Origin of the sequence: Endozoicomonas sp. ALC020, from assembly GCF_049275935.1 — a bacterium.
Taxonomy (GTDB): domain Bacteria; phylum Pseudomonadota; class Gammaproteobacteria; order Pseudomonadales; family Endozoicomonadaceae; genus Endozoicomonas_A.
Genome location: NZ_CP184830.1, coordinates 6,087,053 through 6,101,291 on the forward strand (window position 1 = coordinate 6,087,053; position 14,239 = coordinate 6,101,291).

General features: G+C 40.3%; 11 protein-coding genes. 10 read left to right on the forward strand and 1 reads right to left on the reverse strand.

The window, feature by feature from the left end; genetic code table 11:
- Positions 1–128: 128 nt before the first annotated feature.
- From ACOJUO_RS22460 to ACOJUO_RS22490, 7 genes are all read left to right on the forward strand, one after another.
- Positions 129–1,955, forward strand: a complete 1,827-nt coding sequence (locus ACOJUO_RS22460) for a hypothetical protein (protein WP_422138227.1) — start codon at positions 129–131, stop codon at positions 1,953–1,955.
- The gene (locus ACOJUO_RS22465) at positions 1,918–4,305 is read left to right on the forward strand and encodes a glycosyltransferase (protein WP_422138228.1); all 2,388 of its coding nucleotides are present in this window, start codon (positions 1,918–1,920) and stop codon (positions 4,303–4,305) included. The genes ACOJUO_RS22460 and ACOJUO_RS22465 overlap by 38 nt, the downstream gene beginning before the upstream one ends.
- A gap of 97 nt (positions 4,306–4,402) precedes the next feature.
- On the forward strand, positions 4,403–5,845 hold the full coding sequence (locus ACOJUO_RS22470; RefSeq protein WP_422138229.1) for a hypothetical protein: 1,443 nt from the start codon (positions 4,403–4,405) through the stop codon (positions 5,843–5,845).
- Positions 5,842–6,228, forward strand: a complete 387-nt coding sequence (locus ACOJUO_RS22475; RefSeq protein ID WP_422138230.1) for a capsular biosynthesis protein — start codon at positions 5,842–5,844, stop codon at positions 6,226–6,228. The genes ACOJUO_RS22470 and ACOJUO_RS22475 overlap by 4 nt, the downstream gene beginning before the upstream one ends.
- A gap of 4 nt (positions 6,229–6,232) precedes the next feature.
- Positions 6,233–6,781: a hypothetical protein gene (locus ACOJUO_RS22480; RefSeq protein WP_422138231.1), complete on the forward strand. Its 549-nt coding sequence runs from the start codon at positions 6,233–6,235 to the stop codon at positions 6,779–6,781.
- The gene (locus ACOJUO_RS22485; RefSeq protein ID WP_422138232.1) at positions 6,745–7,848 is read left to right on the forward strand and encodes a hypothetical protein; all 1,104 of its coding nucleotides are present in this window, start codon (positions 6,745–6,747) and stop codon (positions 7,846–7,848) included. Before ACOJUO_RS22480 ends, ACOJUO_RS22485 begins: the two co-directional genes overlap by 37 nt.
- The gene (locus tag ACOJUO_RS22490; RefSeq protein WP_422138233.1) at positions 7,845–8,570 is read left to right on the forward strand and encodes a glycosyltransferase family 2 protein; all 726 of its coding nucleotides are present in this window, start codon (positions 7,845–7,847) and stop codon (positions 8,568–8,570) included. The genes ACOJUO_RS22485 and ACOJUO_RS22490 overlap by 4 nt, the downstream gene beginning before the upstream one ends.
- 88 nt (positions 8,571–8,658) lie before the next feature.
- Here ACOJUO_RS22490 and ACOJUO_RS22495 read toward each other — a convergent pair whose 3' ends face one another.
- Positions 8,659–9,144 (reverse strand): DUF29 domain-containing protein, encoded by a 486-nt coding sequence (locus tag ACOJUO_RS22495; RefSeq protein ID WP_422138234.1) that lies wholly within the window; start codon positions 9,142–9,144, stop codon positions 8,659–8,661.
- Between the two features lie 181 nt (positions 9,145–9,325).
- Between ACOJUO_RS22495 and ACOJUO_RS22500 the strand changes: the two genes are divergently transcribed.
- The 3 genes from ACOJUO_RS22500 (at position 9,326) to galU (ending at position 14,224) form a co-directional block, all read left to right on the forward strand.
- Complete coding sequence (locus ACOJUO_RS22500; protein ID WP_422138235.1) at positions 9,326–12,058, forward strand: glycosyltransferase; 2,733 nt, start codon at positions 9,326–9,328, stop codon at positions 12,056–12,058.
- Positions 12,059–12,132: 74 nt separating this feature from the next.
- Positions 12,133–13,299 carry a nucleotide sugar dehydrogenase gene (locus ACOJUO_RS22505; protein WP_422138236.1) on the forward strand — a complete coding sequence of 389 codons (1,167 nt, stop codon included), beginning with the start codon at positions 12,133–12,135 and terminating at the stop codon, positions 13,297–13,299.
- A gap of 43 nt (positions 13,300–13,342) precedes the next feature.
- The gene (galU, locus tag ACOJUO_RS22510) at positions 13,343–14,224 is read left to right on the forward strand and encodes a UTP--glucose-1-phosphate uridylyltransferase GalU (protein WP_422138237.1); all 882 of its coding nucleotides are present in this window, start codon (positions 13,343–13,345) and stop codon (positions 14,222–14,224) included.
- Positions 14,225–14,239: the final 15 nt, after the last annotated feature.

A 14,239-nucleotide genomic window follows, 5' to 3' on the forward strand; every position in this document is an offset into this window, starting at 1 on the left:
CTATGAGTACCGCTGTGGCATTAAGCCTTTAGTTGTTTAATGTGCGTACGTCTTTCAAGAAGAATAGCTTTTCAGCCATAAAACACTTTTCCCAAATATTACCATTTCAGTTCTGAAGCTAATCAACTATGACCGAATTAAAAAATATAATTGATACCAGCAATAGCATTTTGCCCACATTATCCTCCAAAGCTATGTTCTGGCGACCAAGATACCTGGAAGAATCAGAATGGCTGGAACATATACCCTTTTATTTCTGGCTGACAGAAGCTCTTGAGCCTGCAAGAATTCTCGAAACAGAAATGTCGGCTGCCAGCTCTTATTTTGCATTATGTCAGGCAGTGGACAAACTAAATCTTGAAACACTCTGCCATGCTACAGTGAGCAGTAACTTTGATAATTATCAAAAAATCAATGACTATAATCATGAACATTATCAGGAGTTTTCATTAATTTCTAAAGAGTCCGGTAAAGAGCTCATTAATGAATATGATAATAATTCTATTGATCTTTTTCTATTAAAATACAATAACGCTATTTTATTCGATAAAGGATTGATGGATAAATGGCAAAAAAAACTGTCAGAAAAATCCGTTGTCCTGGTTCACGGTAGCCAGAAAAAAGAACTCAAACCGATTTGCAGAAAACTGAAAGACACCTACCCCACTTTTGAATTCACTCATGGTAATGGGCTATTGCTCGTTGCTTTTGGTCAGGAGCAAACGGCCAGAGTGCAATCACTCTGTAATCGCGGATCGAACAATTCTGGTAATCGAGTTCTACATGACGTATACAGAAGACTGGGCAGAGCCTGTTATGATAGCTGGTTAAGTCAGACCAATAAATCAAGGGTGGATAAACTCAACAATGATATTCTTCAGCAACAAGAAAAGCTGCTATTAATTGATAAAGAAAAAGCAGCTGCCATTACTCAACTTAAGATAGCCGAGAAAGATAGAACTGATATTAAAGAAAATCTAAAAATCCTGGCTGACGAGAAAGCAGCTATCGAAAAACAACTCACATCATTCAGAAATGAATCTCATAACAGTCAGAGAAAAATTGAGACATTAGAGGATGATGTTGAACAATTGAAACGGCAAGATTCAAAAAAGAGTGAAGAAAAGCAAGCTCTTGAAGATTCTATCAGTTTACGATTTGATGAACTGGCCAAACTGACTACATTGCTTAATGAGACAGAAACCGAACTAGAGGCAGCCAGGGTTGAGCAAACAAAACTGCAACAGGCGCTGGAACAATCCCTGACAGAGGCCAATAAAGCCCGTTTAGCGGAAATCACAAAACTGACTGAACAATTAAAATACGAACAGGGTAATAATCAAAAGGCAGGGGTGGAGCTGACCGGCGCAACCCAGAAATTGATAGAACAGGATAAGTTAATTCAACGGCTGGAACAGAATAACCAGTTGTTAGAAGCGGATCAGAAACAGGCAGCTTTGACCATAGAAGAGCTAAAGCAGGAGAACCGCCGACTGGAACAGTCCCTACAACAGCGTTTTGATGAACTGGCTATGCTGACTTCGATGCTGGAAGAGAAAGAGCAACAAATCAAACGGCAAACTGTTACCGGTGCTGAAGAAAAAACGAAGGCAAAAACAGCTTACAAAAAACGCTTGGCACAGAGCTTTAATGTACTAGGGAAAAGACAGGCTGCAAACGCAAAACTGAAAGAAAAGATCGCATTGATTGAACAGTCCGGATTATTCGATATCCAGTGGTACACCCAATCCTACCCAGAAGCGGCTCAATATAAAGCCGGGGCTATTGCGCACTACCTGATGCTTGGAGCTAAAAAGAATCATAACCCATCAGCCGACTTTAATAGCAGCTGGTATCTGAATACTTATCAGGATGTTAAAGAAGCCGGTGTGAACCCATTGCTGCATTACATCCAGTTTGGTCAAAGCGAAGGCCGTTTTATCGAAAAAGCCTGATGCATTGTCAGCCTTTATTTTCATTCAACCTGCTATAAAAAATATTATGCCTGAGTCAATTTTAAGGGATATTAAAAACTCGGATCTCTTTGATGCCGAGTGGTACCTTGAACAATACCCCGATGTAAAAAAAGCCAATCTATGCCCAGCAAATCACTATGCTAACCTGGGTTGGCGAATTGGGAGAAATCCGTCACAAAAATTTAATACAGCAAAATATCTAGAGCACCATCCTGATGTATGTAAAGCAGGTATAAATCCACTTGTTCATTTTATACGTTGTGGGAGTAAAGAAGGTCGTATAACATTTCCGCTGCCAAAAAATCAGACAGTAAATTCAAGACCTTCACTTTCCTTAAACTATGAAAATAAATATCATTTATTAAATGATTACTTTGATAATGTATATGTTGTCAATTTGGAGAAATCAGTAAAAGAAAAACTAAGAATTTCTAAACATCTAAAAATTAAAGGTGTGAATTTCCAGTTCTGGAATGCTGTAAATGGATATGAAGGTGAACCATTAAAAAAATACGAAGAATATAAAAAGAGACAATTAGGTAGTCTAATACGGTATAAGGAGATGAATGAGCGTGAGATATGGCGCGGTAAAGGCTTTATCGAATCGGCTGGAGCTGTTGGTTATATATATACCTATATCAATATAATGAAAGATGCTCTAGAAAAGGGTTACGATAAGTTTTTAATACTTGAAGATGATATTATTTTATCGAACAACTTTGAAACTGACTTTCAAGCTTTTCTAAATAAAATTGATCCAGATTGGAAAGTAATTCAGCTTGGTGCCTCACAATATGGCTGGAATTCTGTTGAACTAGCCAATGCTGAGAAAGATGGATTTTATTATCCAAGGCAGCTGGATACATGTGGATCTTTCGCTATTGGTTTAAGGGGTAATATACTTTCAGAATTGATCGAAGCAGAGTCAGCGTTTGAAGCGCCCTTTGACCATCTGCCGATGGGTGAAATATATGAAAGATACTTAGGAAAGTGCTTTGTTTCCTACCCCAATATTGTGATGCCAGATGTGACTGATAGTAATATCAGGGATGGTCGAGATCAGCTTCAACATGCAGAAAAAATGAGATGGGTACCTGAAAATTTTGAATTCCCCTTGCCCTCTCCATCAGTTTCTGTCTTGATTCAATCGGCTAAAAGTCTTAAGTATGCAAGCTTATTCAGCAAAGCAAAGGTGTCTACATTCAACCTTAGATTGTATGCTTTAAGTGATGATGGACTAAGACCAATACATAATTTTGACAATCTTACTTGGATCGGCAAACACAGTTGTAATAAAGATATTTATTATCCTGATAGTGATTACTGGGTTACCATTGGTCAAAATGATGTACTGTATGAAGAAGATATTGAAAAGTACATCTTAGAGAAACAACTAGGTAGTGATAGCTATATTGGTGCTCTAAAGGAACATAAAGTACGAACAATAGAGGTTGTACCTGGAAGAGTATCGGTAATAATTCCAACTTATAAACGTCCTAAAAATCTTAGAAATGCACTAAACTCTGTTGCAGAGCAAAGGTTTTCTAATAAAGAAATTTTGGTTATTAATGATACAGGACAAGAGTCTAAATATAATCATGAGATTAGAGCTATTGTTAATAAGATAAAAATAGAATTTCCAGATGTCTTAATTAAATTTATTGAACATAAAAAAAATCGAAACGGTGCATCAGCAAGAAACACTGGAATTCTCGCCTCTACAGGTGAGTATATCTCCTTTTTAGATGATGATGATATTTATTTACCTGGCCGCCTTGAGAAAAGTGTAGCTTTTTTGGAAAAACAAGGCCCTATTGTTGGTGGCGTTTATTGCGGTTTTATTGGATGGAATTCACCAAAAAATGACATCAATAGATATACAGCAGGCGATTTAACAAAAGAGCTGTTGTTGCTTGAATACTCAAAACACTATTTACACACAAACACAGCCACCTACAAGCGTTCTTCAGTTTTTTCAATAAATGGTTTTGATGAGAGTTATAGAAGGCATCAAGATTTCGAGTTTAATTTAAGGTTTTTTGAGAAGTATAAGGTAGAAGTTGTAACTGATTCACTAGTTAAACTTAATCCTGAGCCATCTGATATTAGTAATAAAGTTTTCAACATAGATATGCTTCTACTGAAAAAAAAATTTCTGGAACAGTTTAGTGCAACGATTGCCTCATTAGGTGAGCATAATGAAAGAGAAGTCTATAAGATGCACTGGAGCGAAGTTATTAAGTATGCTAGTGATGTAGATTCACTAAAAGCTTATATAAATCAAACTTATTCAAATGCAGAATTGCAAGTTTCTTTACTAACTGGTTAGTTGGTCATTCACAGCTCTACCTTGTTTTTAAATAATCAATTACTATATTCCTTTACTGCCTATTATTTTTTAATATATTATTGACCAATTACTTTTCATGAAACTTTCTTTAACAAATGTAAAAAGTGCTTTGCAAAAAAGTGCGTTAGATATGAATGAGATTGTCGATCTTTTAGCTAGCAAATCATTCATTTGTAAACTAAAAGAAGATGCAGACGGTGAGCGTCTTTACTCTTGGAATATAGTTTGCGATATTCTTGACGATCATTTTTCTAAAAACAATTTCCTGATCAAAACCAATAAAAAAGATGAAGTTTTTTTATATAATCTAGCATTTGCCTTTCCAAGCCAATTTATCTTGTATGATGATGCATTATCCTTTCTATCATGCCTAGAAAAGGAAAAACTTCTAAGGGTAATGTCTAGAAAAAAAATAGCTTCGTTTTTATTTGAAAAATTGGTTGGTGAAAAGCCTAGTCTAAATACACCTTTTTCACCTTCTTTAATTCTTTATGTTGCATTAGCTGCTACAGCTTTTCAGATATTCCCAAAGGAAAAAGAAATCTTTTACCTTAAGCGGTTTTTAAATTTATTAGAACATAATGAATGCTACTATTCATCAGATATCAGATCGGCATTCGAAAAAAGAATTAGCGCTTTGATTCTAGCAAAAGAGAAAAGCGTAAAGGGAATTAAAGGTAAAGATAAAGTAGCAATATTTATTACCGGTCAGCTTCGAGGTTTTGAAAACGGTATAGCATCTTTGGTCTCACATATAGAAAACATCCATAACTGTGATTTTTTTGTAAGCACTTGGAATGATATTGGCACTACATCTGTAACATGGGAAAGGTTAGAGAGGTTATTTGAAAAAGATGCGGTAGCATGGATTAAAGAAAATAAAACCAAAGATGATTTGAAAAAAATTTCTCAAAAAATCAGCAAAAAATTTATAGCTATTGACTCAGAGATAAAAGCCCGTTTAGGCAGTCTTTTACAAGATGCAAATACCTGTCATATAAATATTAAAAATGATAAAGAGTATCCATACAATGAAATGTTTAGATCTGAAAAAATGTATTACCATAATAGCTTTTGGATTAGAACATTAGGTAAAAATCATTTTAAAAAATATAGCAAGATAGTTAAAGTGAGACCTGATATCACATATAAATCTGATAATACATTCTTTGATACAGAAAAAGTTTGCGATCAAAACCTCGTATATGTTGAAAATGATGGCGGTTGGATATTTAGAGAGTGGGGCTTTGGCATTGGAGATCAAATTATAGTTGGTAACCCTGCTTTGATGACAAAAATATTGGATGTACATGGTGGTGATCTTTTATCAACCCGCTTGACCAGAATCATTAGTGCATTTTCCTCAGAGTATACCGGCCATACTAATTGTGGTATTGAAGCATGGCTTAATGGAGCTGAATGCAAAAAAAGCAATATTACCCATAATGGTTTTTCAAACCCAAAGTTGTTAAGTATTTTTGATACGAATGAGATATTTAGAGCTGAGGACACAGTGTGAAGAAGCTAATTATTGACCTCGACGGAACCATCACTAAAGCTGACACTAATGACTACAAAAATGTTAAACCTAATCTGGATGTTATTAGACAGTTAAGACTTTATCGGAAAATAGGCTTCATCATTACCATTCATACCGCACGTAATATGCGTACTTATGAAGGGAATGTTGGCAGGATCAACATTCACACCTTGCCGGTGATTACTCAGTGGCTTGAGCAACACAAAGTACCTTACGACGAAATCATTGTCGGCAAACCCTGGTGTGGCCACGACGGGTTCTACATAGATGACAGGGCCATTCGACCCAGTGAGTTTGCTGAGTTAAGCCCTGAAGGCATTAATCAGCTGCTTGATAGGGAAGCCGAGTACAGGAAACAATAAAACTATGTTTTTAATCACCTCCGGGGCTTATGTCTCCCCCGACTTAGTTTCTGAAATCGGTCAGCTCCCACCCTCCTTTCTACCAGTTGGAAACAAACGCCTTTTCTGTTATCAATTGGAAGAGATAGCTGCTACAGAGAGTGATATTTTTCTCTCACTGCCTGAAGATTTTATTTTGGAAAGCCATGATCAGTCGTTTCTGGATCAGCATGGAGTCACCATTATACCTGTACCGACAGGTCTGAGTCTGGGTGAATCTATTCTTTATTGCTGGAACAGTACCGGTAACGCCTATCAACAATTACAGATTCTTCATGGCGATACACTGATTTGCGGAGCTGACTTTAATCTGTTGGACTACGTATCCATCGCCCAGAATAAAGGGTATTATCACCGCGCTACGGTTTCTCGTGGCAATTTGATGAATGGTTCAATTGAAGATGCCTGGGCTGGCGATGATACTGGGTACTGTCAGGCTATTTCTCTTTCAGTCAGCCCTATTTGTTTATCCAGGGGGTGGCTAAAAACAGCGGGGATTTTGTTAAGGGACTGAAACATTACAGCCAGCACTGCCGCCTTAAGGGACTTGACACGCAAGAGTGGCTCGATTTTGGTCATATCAATACCTTTTTCCGTTCCAGAACCCTGATCACTACTCAGCGCGAGTTTAACGAGATGTCCATCACACCTCGTGTTGTTGAGAAAGCCAGTAAAAAGCGACTGAAGATGCAGGCTGAAGCGAACTGGTTTAAGACCCTTCCGGAAGAGCTTAGAATTTTTACGCCACATCTGGTCAGCGATCGTACCGAAGACGAACTGGCCACCTATTCCCTGGAATATCTCTACCTGCTGCCCCTGAACGATATGTTTGTTTATGGCAGACTGCCTGGCAGTGTCTGGCATCAGATCTTTCAAGCCTGCCAAGAAGTAAGTGTGGCTTTCAAAGGCCATCAACCACTGAAGGCCATTACTCCAGAGCAGTTGGTTAGTTTGTACCTGCCAAAAACGTTAACTCGGCTAGAGGACTTTGCGGCTCAAAGAGACTTTGACCTCAATAAATCTCTTACATTCAATGGTGCAGCGCTACCCTCTTTGCTGGATATTGCTCATGAAACGGCCCAATTGATTGAGCGAGCGGTGCCAGGTGATGTTGGAGTGGCCCACGGTGATTTCTGCTTTAGTAACATCCTCTACGACTCCAGAGTGCAGGCAATCAAACTGATTGACCCGAGGGGCGTAGACAATGAAGGTAATCTCACGATTTATGGTGACCGTCGCTATGACATCGCCAAGCTCTATCACTCGGTGATTGGTCTTTATGACTTGATTATTGCACAACGGTTTGAACTCGAATCCAGACCTGAAGCCGGTGAGTTTTATCTGAATTTTCCTGATGCAGAGCGCCTTCTGGAGATTCAGGAAACATTCCGGAAGAGCTTCTTTCATCAACAGCCAGAGACTGAAAAACAAATTCTGGCCATCACGATTCACCTGTTCCTCTCTATGCTGCCACTACATTCGGATCGCCCTGAAGGGCAAATGGCAATGATTGCTAATGCATTACGTCTGTATCGCATGCTGATAGAGAGTGGCAACGTACGATTTGAGGAGGCTGAATGATTGTCATGCCTATGGCGGGTTTAAGTTCCCGATTTTTCAAAGCAGGCTATGAGCAGCCTAAATACATGCTTGAGGCTCATGGCAAAAGCCTCTTCAGACATGCAGTCGAGAGTTTCAGACAGTATTTTGAGACAGAGACGTTCCTGTTTATCATCAGGGATGTGTATGGTACGGCTAACTTTGTACGGGATGAACTAGAACAGCTGGGTATCAGTGCCTATAAAATTCATGTACTGGATGAAGAGACAAGAGGCCAGGCTGAGACAGTCTATCTTGCTCTGGAGGAGATTAATTCTCAGGAATCTATTACGATATTTAATATTGATACCTTCAGACCCGGTTTTACCTACCCTGATAATCTTGAAGAGCTGGATGGCTACCTTGAGGTATTTAGAGGAGAAGGTGATAACTGGTCATTTATCAAACTTGATGAAGCTCAGCCACAGAGAGTGATAAAAACGACTGAGAAAAATCCAATCTCTGATCTCTGTTGTACTGGGCTTTATTACTTCTCCAATATGAGTGACTTTAAAGAGATCTATCTGGAATATGCCTCAAGACCAGAGTCTGAGTGGGAAAAGTCCGAGTTATACGTTGCGCCTTTATACAACCTGTTGATTTCTAGAGGGGCTTTTGTGGGTTATGACCTTATTGCCTCGGAGGAAGTGATTTTTTGCGGTGTACCACAAGAGTACCTTGACTTTAAAACTACGGGCCAATAATTCAAAACGACCTATCATGACATATGTCAAACAATTCTAATTAAGTCGTCGCTTCGTCCAAAACGGGTAAAACTTCAAAGTAGCCGACTTAATCGCAGGGTAGCCAGTCATCCTCAATCACTTGCTCGAAGATCCATGGGCACTCGGGTGGGTAACTGTTATTATCGAGCTGCTGATGCTTCTGCACGTAGCGATTCATTTCTTTAATGGCCATGCGCTTGGCACTGTGATAAACCTCACAGAGTGTTGCGCCGGTCTCTCGTTTCAGAGATGGGTTTCTGCGAAGTAACGACCTTATATCATCCCTGGCCCTGTCTATGCTTGCAAACCATTCACGACAATTATACGGCACCGGCAGTACCGGATTGATAACCTCTACCTGATGTTGGTATTTCAGCAGATGCAATAAAAGAATCTTCAGATGTGACTCAAGGGTATGATGGTTGTTCCCCATTTCCTGTTCCATTGCCTCTAGCAGGTTGGGTATATCCAGTTCGTTAAGCCTGTTGTTTTTCAGTAGTTCACGTTGCCGGGCGATCCAGCCGTGATAGTCGGACTCATAAAGGTTTTCCATGATGACCTCTTAATGTTTAACTCCGTTGACCTTCCAATGTAGATCATCTGTTGCAACTGATCCAGCGATTTCATTGATCAGGGTGAACCCTTGATGCTGAATGTGCATCTGGTTTACATGGCCTGAAAAATTTAAATTCCTTGATAATAAGATCTGCCTGCATTCTGTTGTTTTTAGAATTATGCAAGACATCCAACTAATAAAGACCTCAGATTATTTCGATCAAAAGGCCTACCAGGAGAAATACCTCAAGGAGGGTGATGATGATTTAACAGCCCTTGAACACTTCTGCACAATAGGCTGGCTCAAGGGCTGTTCCCCCTCCCCTCGTTTCTCCATTGAGTGGTATCTGGAAAACAACCCTGACGTTAAAGCATCAGGCATAAACCCACTGTTACATTTTCTTCGATACGGAAAAAATGAAGGCAGACTGCCAAGATCACTGCAAGCCATAGAAATTGAAAAGCAGTTATGGAATAAGACTGATCATGTTGATTCAAGCGTTAAAAAGCTGGGTCAACTATTAAACCATGGTTGCGATGCAGAAAGGCTTTACTCACACTGGGCTCTTACGAGATGGTATGCAAGCCAGGGACAATGGCAAGCAGCTCTGCCTGTTGCAAAATCTTTGCTGAAAGCCATTCAAAGTAACGACTTCCAGAAGGCGCGTGAAGATTTTCTGGCTCATGATGGCCCTTTCATACTGATATTCTGCGCACTCCTGAAATGTGGTGATATTTCTTCAGCCAGAGAGTTACTCAATAAACTTCAGAAGTCGTTTAAACATCAACCGGATATTGCATTAATGCAGTGCTCTCTTGAGCAGACAGACCAGAACAGTAAAAGAGATGGACTATCTTCATTAGTGCGCTTGTATCGATTAAATAAATTGCTGGTGCCCGACTACAAGAGCATTGACAGGGGTTTGAACCTAGATAATTTAACTACAAAATCCAGTTTTGTGTATCAATGTTCTGAACAGCCATTGGTCACGGTGATCGTTCCTGTTTTCAATGCTGAAAAGTCACTACCAACAGCGATTGAATCTTTGCTCAATCAGACCCATCAGAACCTTGAGATTCTTATTGTCGATGATTGCAGTACCGATAATTCGCTGAGCATTGCTGAATTATTTTCTGAACGGGACAAAAGAGTTAAAGTCATTCAGCAACATTGCAATCAGGGGGCCTATGCTGCAAGAAATACAGGCATTAAAGTTGCCCGTGGCGACTATATAACCACCCATGACAGTGATGACTGGTCTCATTGCCAGAAAATCGAATATCAGGTTCAAGCTTTTAAAAAGTCCTCCGTCATTAAAGCGACTACTTCGCACTGGGCTCGTTGTTCTGGTGAGCTTGTCTTTGGTTCCTGGCGCCAGGAATCCAGTTGGGTACATCGCAACGTTTCATCATTGATGTTTCATCGATCGGTTTTTGAACAGCTGGGCTACTGGGATAGAGTTTCCATCAATGCAGACACTGAGTTCTACTACCGTATAGCCAGTAATTATGGCGATAACAGCCTGTATGAAGTGTTGCCAGGCGTTCCATTATCGTTTGGCAGATGCTCAGAGAATAGTCTGACGGGCACCTCCGAGACCCACTGGCGAACACAGTTCGGTGGTCTTCGTAAGGATTATATGGATGCTGCCCGAAGCTGGCACCAGCAAGCAAAAAAAGACAGCTCGTTGTATATGGAGTTTAACCCGGCGCAGAGAGCTTTCACTGCCCCGGAATCCATTCAACGTCCAGGCTTATATTTTGGCAAAGCGTTATACCCTGTTTATCAGGGTAGTCAGATTGTATCTACTGATAGACCAACCGTTTTACTCTGTGCTCATGCCGCAGGTAAAACGCTTTTCGGTGCGGAACGCAGCTTTCTCGATTTGGCCAAGGCCGTCAGCATCAATGATTACCGCTTGATTATTACTCTTCCTGAAACAGGGAGCCCTGAGTATCTGGATGCCTTGAAGGACTTTGCAAGTTACATTATTGTCATACCCTATTTATGGTGGCATGAAAAGAGACCCGTAAACAGAGAGACGGTTGATCAATTCAAAGCTGTCATTCAACAATACAAAGTCAATCTGCTTCATGCCAATACACTAGTCCTCAGGGAGCCGATAATGGCAGCAAAAGAATCGGGTATACCCGGTCTTATGCATGTGAGAGAACTACCGGAACTGGATCATGATCTCTGCGAAGCTCTTGGCTCTAATCCTGAAAGAATCAAAATCAATATTAACAAGTGGGCAGATGGTTTTATCGTTAATTCGCTCTGTACTGCCCGCTTTGTCGGCTCTGAAGATAGAAGTCAGCTGTTATACAATACGGTTGATGAATGCACTACTCCTTATGCACCATCCAATGATAAAACGGTTCGTTTTGCTCTGATCAGTAGCAATATACCTAAAAAGGGAATTGATGATTTTATTCAGCTGGCCAGGAGGGCTGAAAACAGCATCAAAAATGCTCAATTCGTGTTGATAGGCCCTGAGAATGAATACACTGGGGCCAGACTTAACTCTAAAAATAAACCAGATAATCTTGTGTACCATGGCTATGCACAAACACCCAATGAAGCACTTGAGAATGCAGATGTTGTTTTAAACCTCTCAACCTTTCAAGAATCATTTGGACGCACCATTGCCGAGGCCATGGCGTCTGGTCGACCTGTTATAGGCTATCGCTGGGGTGCCATCCCGGAACTTATTGATAATGGTGTCAATGGTTACCTTGTTCATCTGGGCGATATTGATGGCTTATTGAAACGTGCAGAACTCCTGGCGCGCTGCTCCGAACATAGAAGAGCACTGGGTTTAGCGGGCATCAAAAAAGTAACCGAAACATTTTCTTCCAATATATTCTGCCAGCAGTTGGACACAATCTATTCCGGTTGGTTGGCATCTTAACTCTAAGTAATTTTTCTCATAATAATGAGTGTTCAATAATATTCACTCATCTATAAATATTAAATCTTATGTCAATGAAAATAGCAGTTGCAGGCACCGGTTATGTTGGATTGTCCAACGCCGTACTTCTTGCCCAAAATAATGAAGTCAAAGCCATCGATATTGTACCCCGCAGGGTCGATATGATTAACGACAGGATGTCGCCTATCGTTGATGCCGAGATCGAGGATTTTCTGGCTAACAAAGCTCTGAATCTGCGAGCGACAACAGACCCCAGAGAGGCTTATGAGAATGCTGACTTTGTTATCATTGCTACGCCTACAGATTACAACCCTGAAACCAATTTTTTTGATACCAGTTCTGTGGAAGCTGTGATAAAAACTGTCATCGCTATCAATCCGGAAGCAGTTATGGTGATTAAGTCCACCGTACCTGTTGGTTATACTGAGAGAATCAAAGACAAACTGAACTGTAAAAATATTATTTTCTCGCCTGAATTCTTACGGGAAGGGAAAGCACTGCACGATAACCTCTATCCGTCACGAATCATTTTAGGTGAATGCTCTGAAAGAGCAGAACGTTTTGCAGAGTTGCTGATTCAAGGTGCTGTTAAGCAAGACATACCCCTTTTGTTTACCAACTCAACAGAGGCAGAAGCAGTAAAGTTATTTTCCAATACCTATTTAGCGATGCGTGTTGCATACTTTAACGAACTGGATACCTATGCAGAAACCCATGGCTTGGATGCACGTCAGATTATTGATGGCGTAGGACTGGACCCAAGAATCGGTAAGCACTACAACAACCCCTCATTTGGCTACGGCGGTTACTGCCTGCCAAAAGATACCAGGCAACTTTTGGCTAACTATCAAGATGTACCCAATAATATTATCCGGGCTATTGTTGATGCCAATACAACCCGAAAAGATTACATTGCTGAATCCATAATCAAAAAAGCCCCCAAAGTAGTAGGTATCTACCGTTTGATTATGAAAGCAGGCTCTGATAACTTTCGCGCTTCATCTATTCAGGGTGTAATGAAACGTATAAAAGCTAAAGGTATTGAAGTCGTTGTTTATGAACCGGTTTTGCTAGAAGAAGAGTTTTTTCACTCAAAAGTGGTGAAAGACATTACCGAGTTTAAAAATATTTCTGACGTTATCGTCTCAAACCGTATGGTCGATGAGTTAGCTGACGTAGCAGACAAAGTTTATACTCGTGACCTTTTTGGCTCTGACTAAACAAAGCCTTAACTATCCTGATTCCTGACAGCCTTCTAGTTTTATGAATTCAAAAATCAAAAAAGCCGTATTTCCTGTAGCGGGTATGGGCACTCGCTTTCTGCCAGCAACTAAAGCTTGCCCAAAGGAAATGCTCCCCGTAGTGGATAAGCCCTTAATTCAATATGCCGTTGAAGAAGCGATCGCTGCAGGTATCACTGACCTGATTTTCGTTACTTCCTGGACCAAACGATCTATTGAAGATCATTTTGATAAAAATTTTGAGCTAGAGTACAAGCTTGAGCAAGCGGGTAAAAATGAGCTGCTTGAGATTGTTAAAGGCATACTTCCAAAGGGTGTAAACTGTTTTTACGTACGCCAGCAAGAGGCCCTGGGATTAGGCCATGCCGTGCTTTGTGCAAAAGATATCGTAGGCAATGAACCTTTCACGGTTTTATTAGCTGACGATATGATTCACTGCCCAAAGACGCCCTGCCTGAATACGATGATAGGAATGGCACAGGAAGATAAATGCTCAGTCGTAGCCGTAGAGCAAGTGCCCAAAGAGTGTGTGAATAAATACGGTGTCATTGATCCCATTAAACTGAGTGATCGTCTCTATCGGCTCAAAGGTGTGGTTGAAAAGCCCCCTGTTGAAAAAGCGCCTTCCAATTTATCGATTGTCGGTCGCTATGTGTTGCAGCCGCGAATTTTTGAACTTCTTGAAAATACAACTCGCGGTGCAGGTGGTGAAATACAGTTAACTGATGCTATTGCGGCTCTGCTCGAAGAAGAGAATATTTACGCTTATGAGTTCGACGGTACCCGTTACGACTGCGGAAGTAAACTGGGTCATATGAAAGCAAATGTTGAATATGCTTTACGGCATCCTGAACTAAATGCTGTGTTCAGAGAGTATCTGAAATCGCTCCTGGAAACGTGTTAACTTTCACTTTAAAGC

Bases quoted from the DNA above. Each gene is read 5' to 3' on its own strand.
- ACOJUO_RS22460 (WP_422138227.1), top strand. From the start codon at position 129: ATGACCGAATTAAAAAATATAATTGATACCAGCAATAGCATTTTGCCC.
- ACOJUO_RS22470 (WP_422138229.1), top strand. From the start codon at position 4,403: ATGAAACTTTCTTTAACAAATGTAAAAAGTGCTTTGCAAAAAAGTGCG.
- ACOJUO_RS22480 (WP_422138231.1), top strand. From the start codon at position 6,233: ATGTTTTTAATCACCTCCGGGGCTTATGTCTCCCCCGACTTAGTTTCT.
- ACOJUO_RS22490 (WP_422138233.1), top strand. From the start codon at position 7,845: ATGATTGTCATGCCTATGGCGGGTTTAAGTTCCCGATTTTTCAAAGCA.
- ACOJUO_RS22495 (WP_422138234.1), bottom strand. From the start codon at position 9,144: ATGGAAAACCTTTATGAGTCCGACTATCACGGCTGGATCGCCCGGCAA.
- ACOJUO_RS22500 (WP_422138235.1), top strand. From the start codon at position 9,326: ATGCAAGACATCCAACTAATAAAGACCTCAGATTATTTCGATCAAAAG.
- ACOJUO_RS22505 (WP_422138236.1), top strand. From the start codon at position 12,133: ATGAAAATAGCAGTTGCAGGCACCGGTTATGTTGGATTGTCCAACGCC.
- galU (WP_422138237.1), top strand. From the start codon at position 13,343: ATGAATTCAAAAATCAAAAAAGCCGTATTTCCTGTAGCGGGTATGGGC.